We start from the raw sequence: 14,375 nt of genomic DNA, 5'->3' as shown, positions 1-14,375 counted from the left end.
ACGTTTATGATAAAATATTTGCGTACCGCTTCGAAACAGAAAAGCGATTTTTCACTGAACGGTGTTAATTTTGCGTGCCTTAGCGCAAAAAAAATAAGCTAGTTTGCGGGAATTGGCTGTAATTAGCTCAACACAAAGGTATACTCAGAACCCTTTGATATTCGTTTTTAACTAACGGGAGTGATTGCCCCCCATGATCCAAGAAATCATGCAATTTGTAAGCCGGAACATGTTATTGAGTCTGGTTTGGATAGCGCTATTAGTTGCTGTGGTTGTTATGACCTTTAAAGGCCTTTTCTCTAAAACGAAAGTGATTGCTCGTTCACAAGCGATTACACTGATTAATAAAGAAGAGGCGGTTGTTGTCGATTTACGTTCTCGCGATGATTTCCGTAAAGGGCACATTATTGATTCTATTAACTTAACACCGTCTGAAATTAAAGAGAATAATTTAGGTGAATTAGAAAAACACAAACAGAAACCAGTGATTATCGTTTCTGCGAGTGGTATGGAATCAGGTAAACCTGCTGAACAGCTGGCACAACACGGTTTTGAAAAAGTCTTTGTCCTGAAAGAAGGGATCTCTGGCTGGGCAGGTGAAAACCTTCCGCTAGCTCGTGGTAAGAAGTAGTTATCCAGCATGTATTTGCTCCCAAGTTATATTCGCAGTATGTGACTTGGGTAGCGCAATGCAGCGAACACCCCTGTAGCTCAAAGAATGACAGGGAAAATTCATATGGAAGTTAAAGGTACATAAACTATGTCAGAACAAAACAACTCAGAAATGGTTTTTCAAATTCAACGCATTTATGCAAAAGACGTTTCATTTGAAGCACCTAATGCACCACACATCTTTCAACACGAGTGGCAGCCAGAAATTAAATTAGATTTAGATACTTCTTCAACTCAGCTGTCTGAAGGTGTTTATGAAGTTGTTTTACGCGTCACAACGACTGCAACTTTAGGTGAAGAAACCGCTTTCCTGTGTGAAGTCCAGCAAGCGGGTGTTTTCTCTATCGAAGGTATTGAAGGTACTCAAATGGCACATTGCTTAGGTGCATATTGCCCGAACATCCTGTTCCCATACGCACGTGAAGCGATCACTAGCTTAGTGGGCCGTGGTACATTCCCACAATTGAACTTAGCGCCAGTTAACTTTGATGCACTGTTCATGAACTATTTACAGCAGCAACAAGGTGAACAAGCGCAGAACTCAGAAGCTCAACAGGACGCTTAATGAATACTGCTTCAATGACAGTGATCGGTGCCGGCTCGTACGGCACCGCTTTAGCCATTACGCTTGCACGTAATGCACATCAGGTTGTGTTATGGGGCCATGACCCAAAACACATTCATCAATTAGAACAAGATCGCAGTAATCAGGCGTTTTTGCCTGGCGTTTCTTTTCCTGATAGTTTATCTCTCGAAACGGACTTAAAACGCGCCGTTGAGGCGAGCCCCAATATCTTGATTGTGGTACCGAGCCATGTTTTTGGTGATGTACTAAAACAAATCCAGCCATACTTACGCGCAGACTCCCGTATTATTTGGGCGACTAAAGGCTTAGAAAGGGATACTGGCCGTTTGTTGCAAGAAGTGGCACGTGAGGTATTAGGTAATGAAATTCCTCTGGCTGTGTTGTCCGGTCCAACGTTTGCAAAAGAGCTCGCCGCAGGTTTACCAACAGCAATTTCTGTTGCCGCAAGCGATAGCCAATTTGGTGATGACTTACAAAAGTTATTCCATTGCGGCAAGAGCTTTCGCGTCTATAAGAACCCGGATATGGTTGGGGTGCAACTGGGCGGTGCAGTGAAAAACGTGATTGCTATTGGTGCCGGTATTTCTGATGGCATGGGCTTTGGTGCGAATGCACGTACTGCATTGATTACCCGCGGTTTAGCTGAAATGAGTCGTTTAGGTGCAGCTTTGGGAGCAGACCCTGCAACTTTTATGGGTATGGCAGGCTTAGGTGACCTTGTGTTAACGTGTACAGATAACCAATCCCGTAACCGCCGCTTTGGTATGATGCTAGGTGATGGCGTTAGCGTTGAAGATGCAGAAAAAGAGATTGGCCAAGTCGTTGAAGGCTATCGTAATACCAAGGAAGTCCGCGCACTGGCTGAGCGGGCAGGTGTTGAAATGCCAATTACTGAGCAAATTTATCAAATCCTTTACCGCCATAAAAATGTGTTAGAGGCGGCGCAAGCACTACTAGGGCGTGCGACGAAAGATGAAATTGCCGATATGCCAAAGCTGCATGATTAATAAAAATAGATAGGTGAGTGATTATGTCGCGTGAAGAACTGGATAGAATTTGGGGTTTCATTAAAGATGAAGCGAAGTCTCTTGCGGACTGCGAACCACTCCTCGCCAGCTTTTTTAACGCGACATTGTTAAAGCACGACAATTTAGGCAGTGCGCTCAGCTATATGCTAGCCAATAAACTGAGCTCGCCGATTATGCCAGCGCTTGAAGTGCGTGAAATTGTTGAGGAAGCTTATCGCAATGACGAAGGCATGATTTTCTCTGCAGCAATGGACTTAGCCGCGGTTCGCCTACGTGACCCTGCCGTTGATAAATATTCCACTCCATTATTGTATTTGAAAGGTTTCCACGCCTTGCAAGCCTATCGTATCGGTAATTGGCTGTGGAAAGAAGGCCGCCAAGCGCTGGCGGTTTACCTGCAAAATCAAATTTCCGTTTCATTTGGCGTCGACATCCACCCTGCAGCCCGTATTGGTTGTGGCATCATGCTTGACCACGCAACAGGCATCGTGATTGGGGAAACTGCAATTGTGGAAAATGATGTATCAATCCTACAATCCGTCACACTCGGTGGTACCGGGAAAACCTGTGGTGACCGCCACCCGAAAGTGAGGGAAGGGGTGATGATTGGCGCAGGGGCAAAAATACTCGGTAATATTGAAATTGGCCGCGGCGCAAAAATTGGCGCAGGTTCAGTCGTGCTTCATCCTGTTCCACCGCATACCACGGTGGCAGGGGTTCCAGCACGCATTGTCGGTAAACCAACCAGCGATAAACCGTCCTTAGAAATGGATCAAAACTTTAATGGCAGTATTTGGGGTTTTGAAGATGGGGATGGAATTTGAGTTGTGAGGGTTCTAGTTCGATCGTTTTCATTTTTGATTTCCTTCATTTGTATATAAATCGACCAAAAATTTGCTTTAACCTCAATGAAGTTATACAATGTTTATACATTTGGAAACTAATATACTCAAAAATAAGTATGGGGTAAGAGAAATGAGCGTTGCTATAAAAAAATGGGGAAATAGCCAAGGCATTGTTATCCCATCAGCTATCTTAAAACAATTAGGTATTGAGGTTGGTCAACGTCTTGATATTTCTGTTAATAACGGTAATTTGGTTCTTTCTCCCAAAAAGAAGATAAGGATGTTTTCTGAAGCTTATTTGCTTGACAATATGAATGAATATAATAGTCATTCAGATGAACTTGCTCAAATTAATGATATGGAAATTGGTGAATGAGTAAAAGTTACATACCAAGGCGAAATGATATTATTTGGTTAGATTTTGACCCAACGAAAGGAAAAGAAATAGGAAAATATCGGCCTGCACTCGTTTTATCCAGTGTGGAATATAATAAAAAATCAGGCTTGGTAATTTGTTGTCCTATTAGCACAAGCATTAGAGGGCACATAACAGAAGTAGGGATAAATAATCTTGATACTCCGTGTGTTGCTGCGGCAAACCTTATTCAAACACTACCTTGGAAAGATAGAAGTATGAAGTTTGGGGTAGTTGCTGATGAGGGGGTTCTTGATAGTGTGCTCGCAAGGTTGATCCCATTAATTGGTGGAGAGCATTTTTTTATTGATTCAAACTAAAGGAACTCAAACTGAGCTCCTTTTATAATCTAGTCCTTTAGCAGCGCCCCTGTATACCCCAACTGCCTCCATGCTTCAAACACAACCACTGCCACAGAGTTGGATAAATTCATACTGCGGCTGTCTGCCAACATAGGAATACGAATTTTCTGCTCCATTGGCATGTTATCTAGCACATAAGGTGGCAACCCACGGGTTTCAGGGCCAAACATCAAATAGTCATTTTGTTGGTAGCTGACATTGCTGTGACTTGGCTTACCTTTAGTGGTTAAAGCAAACACGCGAGCCCCACTTTCAGATTGGTTATTATCCGGGTTTAGCCCTTCACTTTTTAAAAAAGCAAAATAATCATGGTGGTGCTTGATATCGGCAAATTCGCTATAGTCTAAACCCGCACGGCGTAGGCGTTTATCATCCCATGTAAACCCAAGAGGGTGAATAAGATGCAAATCAAAGCCAGTATTGGCACAAAGACGAATGATATTGCCAGTATTTGGCGGTATTTCCGGTTCGAATAAAACAATGTGTGGCATAACGTTAAGCTGATATTTTTGATAAGAAATGATGGGAAGAGTTTACGCGCAAATGGGTTTGTTTTCATGTGGAACTTTGATTTGTGCCGTAAAAATTATTTGTACCCCTGAAAACAAAAAACGAGCCATAAAGGCTCGTCTCTGAAATAACTCGTTGAGGTTAGCTGTTATAACCATTAGGGTTCATGGACTGCCAACGCCAGCTATCATTCACCATATCTTGAATTGAATACTGTGCCTTCCAGTTTAAATCTTTCAACGCTTTTTCTGGGCTAGACCAGCATTCCGCAATATCACCGGGGCGTCTTGCTACAATCTCATATTTAATTGGTTTACCTGCCGCTTTTTCAAAAGCAGTAATAATTTCCAGCACACTTGTGCCAGTTCCTGTACCAAGATTGTAAACATGTAATCCTGCTTGCTGGCTAACTTTATTTAGTGCGGCAATATGGCCATCTGCCAAATCCATCACGTGAATATAGTCACGCACACCAGTACCATCCGGTGTTGGGTAATCATTACCAAATACCATGACTTGTGGGCGGCGGCCTACAGCGACTTGTGAAACAAACGGTGCCAAATTATTTGGAATACCTTGCGGGTCTTCCCCCATGGTTCCGGATGGGTGTGCGCCAACAGGGTTAAAGTAACGTAGTAATGTCAGTGACCAATCATCTTCCGCAGTATATAAATCCGAAAGGATACGCTCAACCATATACTTACTGGTTCCATATGGGTTGGTGGTTCCTCCGACTTTGGAATTTTCTGTTAATGGTACTTCTTCAGGGTCGCCATAAACGGTTGCCGATGAACTAAAAATCAGGCTTTTAACACCGGCTTTTTTCATGCTTTCCACTAATACCAGTGTGCCATTGACGTTAACATCATAGTATTCAATCGGTTTCTGCACTGACTCACCAACGGCTTTTAACCCAGCAAAGTGAATGACGGAATGAATTTGATGATTAGCAAAAATAGATTCTAAAATTTGGCCATCACGCACATCACCTTGGTAAAAAACTGGCTTAACACCTGTGATAGCTTCAATACGGTTAAGCACCTCAAGGTTAGCATTATGCAAGTTATCTAAAATAACCGGCTGCATCCCTTGCTGGATCATCTGTACACAGGTATGGCTACCAATGTAGCCAAGACCACCAGTAACGAGAACGTGTTGATTATTCATCTCAATATTCCTGATTCTTAATATTCGTAATGGTAGTTATAATCGTCAGATCTTGCATCAATACCATTCAAGATCACACCCGTAATTTCGATATCATTTTGCTTAAAGCGTTTCAGTGATAAATCGACATCTTTCACGGTATTCACCCCGTAGAAAGCAATCAGTAATGAAGTACCGACATATTTACCAATAATCGCCGAGTCAGTAATTGCTAAGATTGGTGCGGTATCGATCACCACAATGTCGTATTGGTTTTTGACTTTATCCAGTAACTGCTTAAAGCGCTCACCCATTAATAACTCAGAGGAGTGAGTAACATTTTTACCACGACAAATCACATCGAGGTTTTCAATCACGTTGGCATGAATAGTCGGTGATTCTAAACTTTGTTGCGATAAGTATTCAGATAAGCCCGCTTTATTGTTTAAGCCAAAGGCTTTATGCAAACGGCCTTTACGTAAATCGGTATCGATTAACAGAACTTTCTTACCTGCGTTAGCCAGTACCACCGCCATATTGGAGGTAACAAAACTTTTCCCGACTCCAGGTGACGCACTAGTCACCATAACGAGGTTGTTACCTTGGTTCATTACCGAGAAATAAACACTGGTACGTAATGAACGGATAGCTTCAACCGCGGTATCTGCTGGGTTTTCTATCGCTAATGGGCTCTTATTGCCTGCTTCAATCAGTTTTTTCTCATGGGCTGAGAAAGGAATGGTAGCGTAGACGTTGACACCCAATGCATCGATATCTTCCGTGCTCTTAATTTTATTATTAAAGAACTCGCGAGCAATGACATACGCGCAGCCGACAATAAAGCCAAGGATAGTGGCAAGAGCAACAATCAGTGATTTTTTTGGTGCCACAGGCTTTGGTTGGGACTCCGCAGAGTCAATAATACGCACATCCGCGGTAATACCGGAGTTCAGTACACTGAGCTCTTGTTGTTTCGCGACTAATTGAGCGTAAATCGCTTGTTCTGCTTCAACATCACGGGTTAAACGGACGATTTCTTGTTGGGTATTCGGTAATTTTTGAATATTTTTACTGATTTTTTCTTTCTCACGTAACAGTTGCTGGCGTTTATCTAATAGAGACTGATAAGCCGGGTGGTTACGGGTATATAACTGTTGAATTTCCACTTCTTTGAAGGTCAATTCATTGAGTTTCTCTTCGACCTGCAAAGCAGTATCTAAAGCCGCTTTAGCTTCTAGAGAGAGGTCAATCGATTCATTCTTTTTGCGAAAGGCATTGAGCTGGTTTTCGTAGTTATCTAATTTCTTTTTAATCGTAGGTAAGTAGCCATCTAAGAACACGAGTGTATTGTTGGTGACTTCTTTTTTACGCTCGGTATTTTGGTCTACATAGTTTTGGATAACACTGTTGAGAATGTTAACATTCTCAACTTGATCCGCACCTTTAATCGCTAAGCTGATAATACCGGTACCTTTGCCCACTTCCGCAATGGTTAGGGTATTGCGTAAGTCTTCAATGGTAGAGTAACGGGCATTTTTGATTAACGAAAATTCTTCACCAGTTTCAGCTGCGAAACTGGAAATTAATAAGTTAATTTCACTTTGTTTGAGCACTTCACCGACTTTACCTTGCAAGACTTGGCCATCCACATTTAGGGAATAATTATTATCCCCTAAATAAGTTAGGGTCAATGGCTGGCCAATTAAGTTTTCAGGTAATTGAAATAGGGCAATATGGACGGGAGCCACTTCACCAAGTAACTTACTGACAAAGCCTTCAGGGGCTGCTTGAGTGTCTAAGTTCAAGTCTGCAACGGTTTTGCCCAATACCATGCGGGATTTGATAACTTCAATTTCAGAGTCGACTTGGTTATTGCTGTTACCAAATGGCATGACATCACTCATTTGGTCGAGTAATGAGACCTGACCTAATTTGTCATACTGTAAGGTCGCATTCGCTTGGTATATGGGGGTTGCTAATAAACTGTATGCAATGGCGATAGCCGCAAAAATAACAGTAAAAAACCCAATTTTAATGGTGTTGGATTTCAAAACTTTAAACAGAGCGAGCAGATCGATTTCATCTGAGGCAGGGGAGCTATTTTTTGTTGTGTTCATAATAGGTTAAATGTTAAGTCATCCAATAAATAAAATTAAATTTTGCCTTGCCAAGCAATCGCGGCTTTTTCCATCAACTGGTAAACATGTTCAAACATTTCATCGCTGCGTTTGTGCGGGTCAGGGATTTCAGTTTTATTGATCCATTGCCCAAATAACATCACCTTACCGCGAGTTTCAGGAAACTGCTGGTGGATTTTAGCAATATGATCGTTTTCCATCACTAGGATTAAGTCTGCTTTATGGCATATTTCGCTGGTTAATCGACGTGATTGATGGTTTTCAAGGGAAAGGCTATGTTGCTCGGCAATCCGGATGGCACTGTCATAAGCGGGCATATCATTTTTAGCGATAATACCTGCCGAATGAACAGTTTTTTCGGGAAAATACTGTTGCAATAAACGCTCCCCCGTAGGAGAGCGACAGATATTTCCCATACAAACAACGAGAATATTATTAAACATATCGATTACCAGTCGTGGATACGCTTGGTACCTTCGGTTAACTGATTATATGAAGCGATAGTTGGTAACAGTTGGGTAATCAAACGGTTCCAACGCACCACAGGCGCAGCGGTAACATACACTAAGTCATAAGGCTGCAGTTTAAATTCAGTACCCATTACAAGCGATGTCGCATCTGATAGGTCTAACTGATAAACAGCGGCCATTTTTTTCGGTAATAGCGCTTCGAGTTCTTTGTCTTCTGCTGGTTGGTTTTTAATTGGGCGGATAACAAATACACCCGTTGCATTGGCAGTATTTTGGTCTATCCCACTCGCTTTGCTTAGAGCTTCAGTAATGCTCATACCCGCACGGTCAATGGTTAAGGTCGTTGGTTGACCCACTTCACCCATGACAAACACTTTTTGGCTATCATTACGTGGCACATACAGGACATCACCAGATAACATTAAATGGTTTTGGGTTAAATCCCCATATTGCACAAGAGATTGCAGCGAAATTCGAGTTTCTTTGCCGTTACGAGTAAGCACTACATTATCCCAATCGGCTTTTTCGGTTAAACCACCGGCATTATTAAAGGCTTCTAAGATAGTTAAAGGAACGTTAGTGATAGGGAGTGTACCCGGTTTGGCGACTTCTCCTGACACATACATTTTTTGTGAACGGAAGGCGGCAATACTCACATCCACTTGTGGGGATTCGATATAGGTGGCTAAACGGTTGCTGATCAAGGTTCGGATTTCAGTAACGGTTTTACCGATCACTTTGACTTTACCAATATATGGGTAATAGATAGTGCCGTCGGAGTGAACCCAGTTACCGGAGTCTTGCGCACTACGGTAAGAACCCGCAGGGATAGTCAATTCAGGGTGGTCCCAAACCGTAATGGTTAATACATCACCGGCACCCACGCGGTATTCATAGTGAGTCAGTTGCTTTTCTAACTGCGCATTCGGTTTAGCAATGGTGGGGGCGGTGTACATATCATCCAATAATTTTGGTGAAATGGGGTAGATATCAACCAATTTGGTAATGTCACGGTCACCCGTATCAACTACATTTTTGCCTGAGGTTGATATATAGGCACCGGGGGTGACGGTGCAGCCTGTAAGTAAAATGCTGGCGGTTAGTAATGTAAGTGAGAGATGCTTACTAAGCACAAGTCCATCCTATGATAAAAAATGTTTAGATAAAATATAAGTAGTGGGAGTTATCATCATCACACTTATACGTTTTTAATATAATTTCTAAGGAAGCTTATAGAGAGCAATCTTTGGAAAAGAAGATATTAACGTTGCATTGTAGGTTAATTATATTGGACATTCTCTTTGTAAAGATTTTTTACGACTAAGTTACTGATTCTTATACTATACGATTAGTTAAAGTGTCTGGCTATAGTTCGATAAAAATGATATTTAATAGTCTATTTATAGTTTCATAACAAGTTTACATATTATTAATAAAGGCTTTCATATTGTGTGGCTATTTTACTCCAAGTATATTTTTCAATAGCAATTTCTTTCATTTTTTCAGAGTTAGATACAAGCATATTATCATCTGTATCTTCAATTAATTTTAAAAGTGAGTTATCGTTTGAAAAATATAAAGCTTTATTGTCAGTTGAATACCTATTGAAGTCACAGTCAAATGCTAAAATGGGTCTGCCAATATGCATAGCTTCAACTAACGAAGGGTTTGTTCCCCCTGCGGAATGTCCATGTATATATGCTTTACAATTTATTCTATAATTATAAAGGGTTGATATGTCATAAATGGGGTCTATTAGTTCTATATTCTCATATTGTGGATATTCTTTATATAAGCACTGGCCATAAACAGAATTTTTCCAATTCCCTATGAATTTAATTTTTCTTTTACTGGCAGAAAAGGACTCTAAAATGAGTGAGATATTATTTTCTGGCTCTATTCTACAAATGGAAAGATAATAATCTCCAGTTGGGATAGTATTCTCAATATGGTTGGATATAATAGCATGATCTCCCCCATATGCTATTACCTCAGATGACAAATTATAGCTTTGATTAACATAATCAGCGATTGCTTGATTATCAGATATAATTATATCCGAGTATTTTACTGCAAAATACTCAGAACGTTTTAGAAACCATTTAGCCACAGCCCCCCATTTATCGCGTTTCCACTCTAAACCATCGATATTAGTTATGACTTTTGCTTTTGAAAAGAATTTATAAAAAGGCAAGAATAAACAACCCGATACACCTAATATCAAGGTCACGTCATTTTTATAGAACAAAGTTTTTATTAATGAAATAATGTCATAAAAAATGCTTTGAATACCATTTGCATTTAAAGGTATATATATTAAATCAGCATTGTTATAGGCATTTATTTTATTTTTGAAAAACTGCGATGAGCAAAAAACTTTATATTTAATATCACCTGATGAGTTCTTGGTCAAATTTTCAATTAAAGACTCAAAGCCACCATAACAAGCCGGTAATCCAACAGTTCCTACAATTGAAATAACTTTCACACTATATTCCTAAAAAATTATTAATAGATTTTGTATATTCTTGAAAACTAAATTCATTAGACTTATTTAAAGCTGACTGTGATTTTTTATACCATTCGTTATAATTGCAAGATAAATCATTTATTATTTTTGAAATTTTGTCTACATGATTTGAATGAATATAATATCCGAAATCAGGATTAACAATTTCTAAAGGCCCTCCGGCAGGGGGAACGATAGGAACACACCCATACGACATACCTTCAAGGATTGATAATCCAAATGTTTCAGTCCAATCCTCAGGAATTGATAAGTTTAGAATAATGAATGATTTTTCATACAGTGATTTAATAAAGTTTGGTCTATGAAAAAAAGAGATGTTTTGATGATGATACTTAGTTACAAATTCATGAAAATCAGTTTCATGGCAATTTAGAGCTGCAATGAAATTAATTTGTGGACAATGTTCAGCAATTTTTATGAAATTATATATACCCTTGTATGCTTTAAGTGAGCCTGAAAAAAAGACATTTTTATCATTATGTTTAGCATGAAAATCAAGACTAGGATTTAAATTAAAGTCATTTCTTAATGGATTAGGAATGACAATACAATTTTTTTGAATGTCAATGGCGTCTTTTGTGTAGTTAGAAACATATATTATTTCATCCGAAAATTTACGAACACCAAAAAGTAGTAGCTTATTTAATAATTTTGGTTTGATGTGTGTTTCATGAATGTAATAAATTGTTCGATTGGCAAACAAAAACGCAGCTAAACCTGCAGAAAAAGGTAATACGGTATTAATAACTACAGTGCATTTATTTTTTTTAAATCGATGAATTAATATATTAACTGAAAGTTTCAAAAACACATCAATTTGAGATAATGTAAAGAAAAAAAAAGTTATTAATTTAATATTAGAGTATTTATAAAATAATCTAATGTAACTGGTCTCGCTAATATTTGATAAAAATCCACTATGTTTACTGGTCAATAATGTAATGCTTTCACCTGATTTTTTTATTGCATTTATCATGTTTTTCAGTACTAAAGGGCTTCCACTGTAGTCATTAAATAAATGCACAAAGAAAAAAGATTGTTTTTTCATCAGTTCCTTCTTTTAATTATTTTTGCTGAAATCCCAGCAATAACCACATTATCAGGAAAAGTTGAATTGACTGCAGCTTTTGCTGCAATAACACAGCCATTTCTAATAATTGTAGCATTAGTATAGTTACTTTAGCGCCTACCCAGCAATCTGAATCAATATTAATATCTCTATGATTCACGCCTTGATTTCGTATCAGTATGTCTAAATCTGCAAAATTATGGTTTTCGGGGTGAATACTAAAATATGATCTAATGATTTTGTCATCATCAATAATTACCCTCCTATTCCTTCAATATGAGCAAATCATCTATTCCTACTTTGTTTTCAATTTTATTCCCTTTTCTAAACTATTGATTGAATGTTACACACAACTTTGAATGTGAACCTGTAGATCTATCATTACCTAAAAGAATGAATATTAAATATTTGGATTAAATTAAAAAATCGCTTTTACTTTGCATAAGGAAAATGAATGCGAGTATCAATTTTTTATCCTATCTAGAATACAGAATAATAGATGATGTACTAATTGCTTTATTGGAATTGTATTATATAACTAACGTGTGATTTTAATAACAAAAAATAAATAGAGAAGCAGCAAATTATTTTTAAATTCAAGTGTAAGTGACAGTATTAAACTATAATATTTTTCAATATTATTGATCTGATATATTGTATGTGATCATAAATATATTAATTATTACTAGTGTGTTTATTAATTTCAGATAGTGTTTGTTCAAATGTAATTTTGGAACTAAAACGCTCAATATAAGCATTTCTGCTGTTATGGGATATTGTTTGATATAACATCTCATCATGTAATAATAAATTTATTGCGTTTGAAAAACTTTCTGGAGTATCTTCGCATAAAATACCTGTTACCATATGTTCAATTAGTTCAGGCACCCCTCCAACTTTTGTTGATATAACAGGAATGCCTGCTGACATCGATTCTAAAATTACGAGTGGAGTTGCATCTCCGTCACTATTTGAGGGGGTGGTTAATAGCATTACGTCAATTTTTGAAAAGAAATCAGCAGCATTACAATGCCCTAAAAATGTTACGTCTATTTTACTTCTATTGGCATGTTCTTCCAGTTTGTTTTTTTCAGGTCCTTCACCTGCAATAATCAAAGATGCCTTATTGATTTTTTTCATGCTATCAATAGCTAGTTTTACATTTTTATCAGGGAGTAATCGACATATCCTTCCCACTGTAAAATCATTGTTTTTTTTCTTTTCAATCACCATTTCAGGAACGCCATTATATATAACTTGAGATTTTTTATATTTAGGGAAAAAATATAATAAATTACTCTTTGCTTGCTCATTAATGGCAATAAATAATTTTAATTTTTTAAATGAAAGCTTAAATAATATTTTTAATAAGAAATTTTTCAACCCATGTTGGTCATTAATATATCGCAAGTGACTCTCATTACTGTGACCAATGCAAACTATATTCTTTTTTAATAAGGTAAAAGCATAAAGAGCCGATTCGGGGAGTCCATTTAAAAAAATAATATCTACATTATATTTAAAAGAGTAGTAATTAATTAACAAATTATTGTAAAGCTTATTGGCTTGAGAGGTGGATGGTTTAACTTTAAAAATGAAATTAACATTATTGTTAATTTCATTTATTAATCTTTCATTACAAGCTCCAACTATAATAATATAGTTTTTATTTATATAGTTGATGAGGTTTTTTACATAAACTTCACCTCCACCGTATATTGAGCTTGGTGCAATGATCAGTATTTTTTTCATTTATTTGCTATTTTCCATGCCAATCCACCAACAAAGTATCCCAAAAGGAAAATGAATTTAAAAGACGCTTTTTTCCATTTCCCTAGAATTAAATTTTTAAAAATATCAACGAATATTAAAAGGCTACTCTTAATAAATCTAACCAACCCATTGTTTTTCAATCTAAAAGCAGCAAAGCCTCCTCCGTATAAATATGCTCTTGTTACATCTAAAGTATCATTTTCTTTAGCTGGATGAAAAACGGTTGGTGAAGGTAGATAGTATCCTTCACCACCAGATGTTAAAAATCTGTAAAGAAAATCATTTTCTTCTGCAGCTCCCCAAATGAATCCCGAACCTACACCTAAGCGTTCATCAAAAAGCATATTTGAGGCTTCTTTACTGAAAAAAAGAGTAAAAGAGCACCCTAGTAATTTATCTTTGCTAAATGAACATTCATTTTTAGGGGAGAAAATTAGAGAAAAACTTGAATTAATATCTCGAGTGTTGACACTTAGAGCTAGTGGTTTATTTGAGTTATGTGTAAAAAAAAATGCTACTTTTTCTAATACATCTATATCATAGGTACAATCATCGTCAGGGAATGCTATAATATTACCTGAGGCATGCTGAATGCCAACATTTCTGGCCCTAGATAAACCAGGAACTGATTGCACAATATGCAAAATCTTACTATCTTGAATTGATGAATCAGACAGTATTTTTTTTAATCTATCGTCCTTATTTTGGTCAATAATAATAAGTTCATAGTTTTGGTAAGTTTGTAAACTTAGGGATTCTAAAAATAGAGCGACTTCATCTGTTCTTCCTAGAGTACAGAGAATAAGTGAAAATTTCATAAAGTGACTCGCT

15 protein-coding genes are annotated in these 14,375 nt (G+C 37.7%); 6 read left to right on the top strand and 9 right to left on the bottom strand.

Annotation, left to right across the window (positions count from 1 at the left end; translation table 11 throughout):
* Window positions 1-193 precede the first annotated feature (193 nt).
* From PSE72_RS14660 to PSE72_RS14635, 6 genes are all read left to right on the top strand, one after another.
* Complete coding sequence (locus PSE72_RS14660; protein WP_004265159.1) at window positions 194-631, top strand: rhodanese-like domain-containing protein; 438 nt, start codon at window positions 194-196, stop codon at window positions 629-631.
* A 129-nt stretch (window positions 632-760) separates the two neighbouring features.
* Window positions 761-1,237 (top strand): protein-export chaperone SecB, encoded by a 477-nt coding sequence (gene secB, locus PSE72_RS14655; RefSeq protein WP_004906947.1) that lies wholly within the window; start codon window positions 761-763, stop codon window positions 1,235-1,237.
* A complete protein-coding gene (gpsA, locus tag PSE72_RS14650) occupies window positions 1,237-2,265 on the top strand; it encodes an NAD(P)H-dependent glycerol-3-phosphate dehydrogenase (protein WP_004265161.1) in 1,029 nt (342 codons plus the stop codon). The genes secB and gpsA overlap by 1 nt, the downstream gene beginning before the upstream one ends.
* Before the next feature lie 23 nt (window positions 2,266-2,288).
* Window positions 2,289-3,110 carry a serine O-acetyltransferase gene (cysE, locus tag PSE72_RS14645; protein WP_004906950.1) on the top strand — a complete coding sequence of 274 codons (822 nt, stop codon included), beginning with the start codon at window positions 2,289-2,291 and terminating at the stop codon, window positions 3,108-3,110.
* A 151-nt stretch (window positions 3,111-3,261) separates the two neighbouring features.
* Window positions 3,262-3,507 carry an AbrB/MazE/SpoVT family DNA-binding domain-containing protein gene (locus tag PSE72_RS14640; RefSeq protein WP_004906951.1) on the top strand — a complete coding sequence of 82 codons (246 nt, stop codon included), beginning with the start codon at window positions 3,262-3,264 and terminating at the stop codon, window positions 3,505-3,507.
* Window positions 3,504-3,866 carry a type II toxin-antitoxin system PemK/MazF family toxin gene (locus PSE72_RS14635; protein WP_109912519.1) on the top strand — a complete coding sequence of 121 codons (363 nt, stop codon included), beginning with the start codon at window positions 3,504-3,506 and terminating at the stop codon, window positions 3,864-3,866. The genes PSE72_RS14640 and PSE72_RS14635 overlap by 4 nt, the downstream gene beginning before the upstream one ends.
* Before the next feature lie 29 nt (window positions 3,867-3,895).
* On the opposite strand, the gene trmL is transcribed toward PSE72_RS14635, so the two are convergent.
* The 9 genes from trmL to PSE72_RS14590 form a co-directional block, all read right to left on the bottom strand.
* On the bottom strand, window positions 3,896-4,399 hold the full coding sequence (gene trmL, locus PSE72_RS14630) for a tRNA (uridine(34)/cytosine(34)/5-carboxymethylaminomethyluridine(34)-2'-O)-methyltransferase TrmL (protein WP_115168197.1): 504 nt from the start codon (window positions 4,397-4,399) through the stop codon (window positions 3,896-3,898).
* Window positions 4,400-4,559: 160 nt separating this feature from the next.
* Window positions 4,560-5,585 (bottom strand): UDP-glucose 4-epimerase GalE, encoded by a 1,026-nt coding sequence (gene galE, locus PSE72_RS14625; protein ID WP_210782371.1) that lies wholly within the window; start codon window positions 5,583-5,585, stop codon window positions 4,560-4,562.
* A gap of 17 nt (window positions 5,586-5,602) precedes the next feature.
* A complete protein-coding gene (locus PSE72_RS14620; RefSeq protein WP_115168196.1) occupies window positions 5,603-7,681 on the bottom strand; it encodes a polysaccharide biosynthesis tyrosine autokinase in 2,079 nt (692 codons plus the stop codon).
* A gap of 35 nt (window positions 7,682-7,716) precedes the next feature.
* The gene (locus PSE72_RS14615; RefSeq protein WP_004906960.1) at window positions 7,717-8,145 is read right to left on the bottom strand and encodes an arsenate reductase/protein-tyrosine-phosphatase family protein; all 429 of its coding nucleotides are present in this window, start codon (window positions 8,143-8,145) and stop codon (window positions 7,717-7,719) included.
* A 5-nt stretch (window positions 8,146-8,150) separates the two neighbouring features.
* Window positions 8,151-9,305: a polysaccharide export protein gene (locus PSE72_RS14610; RefSeq protein WP_115168195.1), complete on the bottom strand. Its 1,155-nt coding sequence runs from the start codon at window positions 9,303-9,305 to the stop codon at window positions 8,151-8,153.
* A gap of 296 nt (window positions 9,306-9,601) precedes the next feature.
* On the bottom strand, window positions 9,602-10,660 hold the full coding sequence (locus PSE72_RS14605; protein WP_272690994.1) for a DUF1972 domain-containing protein: 1,059 nt from the start codon (window positions 10,658-10,660) through the stop codon (window positions 9,602-9,604).
* Between the two features lies 1 nt (window position 10,661).
* Window positions 10,662-11,750, bottom strand: coding sequence for a glycosyltransferase (locus PSE72_RS14600; protein ID WP_272530886.1), 1,089 nt, complete (start codon window positions 11,748-11,750; stop codon window positions 10,662-10,664).
* A gap of 696 nt (window positions 11,751-12,446) precedes the next feature.
* Window positions 12,447-13,523 carry a glycosyltransferase family 4 protein gene (locus PSE72_RS14595; RefSeq protein ID WP_272690993.1) on the bottom strand — a complete coding sequence of 359 codons (1,077 nt, stop codon included), beginning with the start codon at window positions 13,521-13,523 and terminating at the stop codon, window positions 12,447-12,449.
* A complete protein-coding gene (locus tag PSE72_RS14590) occupies window positions 13,520-14,362 on the bottom strand; it encodes a glycosyltransferase family 2 protein (protein ID WP_272530885.1) in 843 nt (280 codons plus the stop codon). Before PSE72_RS14590 ends, PSE72_RS14595 begins: the two co-directional genes overlap by 4 nt.
* Window positions 14,363-14,375: the final 13 nt, after the last annotated feature.

The organism is Providencia sp. PROV116 (assembly GCF_028482485.1).
Taxonomy (GTDB): Bacteria; Pseudomonadota; Gammaproteobacteria; order Enterobacterales; family Enterobacteriaceae; genus Providencia; species Providencia rettgeri.
This window is presented reverse-complemented; position numbering and strand designations above follow the sequence as displayed.

Coding starts and splice junctions, on each gene's coding strand:
- PSE72_RS14660 (WP_004265159.1), top strand. CDS start 194: ATGATCCAAGAAATCATGCAATTTGTAAGCCGGAACATGTTATTGAGT.
- secB (WP_004906947.1), top strand. CDS start 761: ATGTCAGAACAAAACAACTCAGAAATGGTTTTTCAAATTCAACGCATT.
- gpsA (WP_004265161.1), top strand. CDS start 1,237: ATGAATACTGCTTCAATGACAGTGATCGGTGCCGGCTCGTACGGCACC.
- cysE (WP_004906950.1), top strand. CDS start 2,289: ATGTCGCGTGAAGAACTGGATAGAATTTGGGGTTTCATTAAAGATGAA.
- PSE72_RS14640 (WP_004906951.1), top strand. CDS start 3,262: ATGAGCGTTGCTATAAAAAAATGGGGAAATAGCCAAGGCATTGTTATC.
- PSE72_RS14635 (WP_109912519.1), top strand. CDS start 3,504: ATGAGTAAAAGTTACATACCAAGGCGAAATGATATTATTTGGTTAGAT.
- trmL (WP_115168197.1), bottom strand. CDS start 4,399: ATGCCACACATTGTTTTATTCGAACCGGAAATACCGCCAAATACTGGC.
- galE (WP_210782371.1), bottom strand. CDS start 5,585: ATGAATAATCAACACGTTCTCGTTACTGGTGGTCTTGGCTACATTGGT.
- PSE72_RS14620 (WP_115168196.1), bottom strand. CDS start 7,681: ATGAACACAACAAAAAATAGCTCCCCTGCCTCAGATGAAATCGATCTG.
- PSE72_RS14615 (WP_004906960.1), bottom strand. CDS start 8,145: ATGTTTAATAATATTCTCGTTGTTTGTATGGGAAATATCTGTCGCTCT.
- PSE72_RS14600 (WP_272530886.1), bottom strand. CDS start 11,750: ATGAAAAAACAATCTTTTTTCTTTGTGCATTTATTTAATGACTACAGT.
- PSE72_RS14595 (WP_272690993.1), bottom strand. CDS start 13,523: ATGAAAAAAATACTGATCATTGCACCAAGCTCAATATACGGTGGAGGT.
- PSE72_RS14590 (WP_272530885.1), bottom strand. CDS start 14,362: ATGAAATTTTCACTTATTCTCTGTACTCTAGGAAGAACAGATGAAGTC.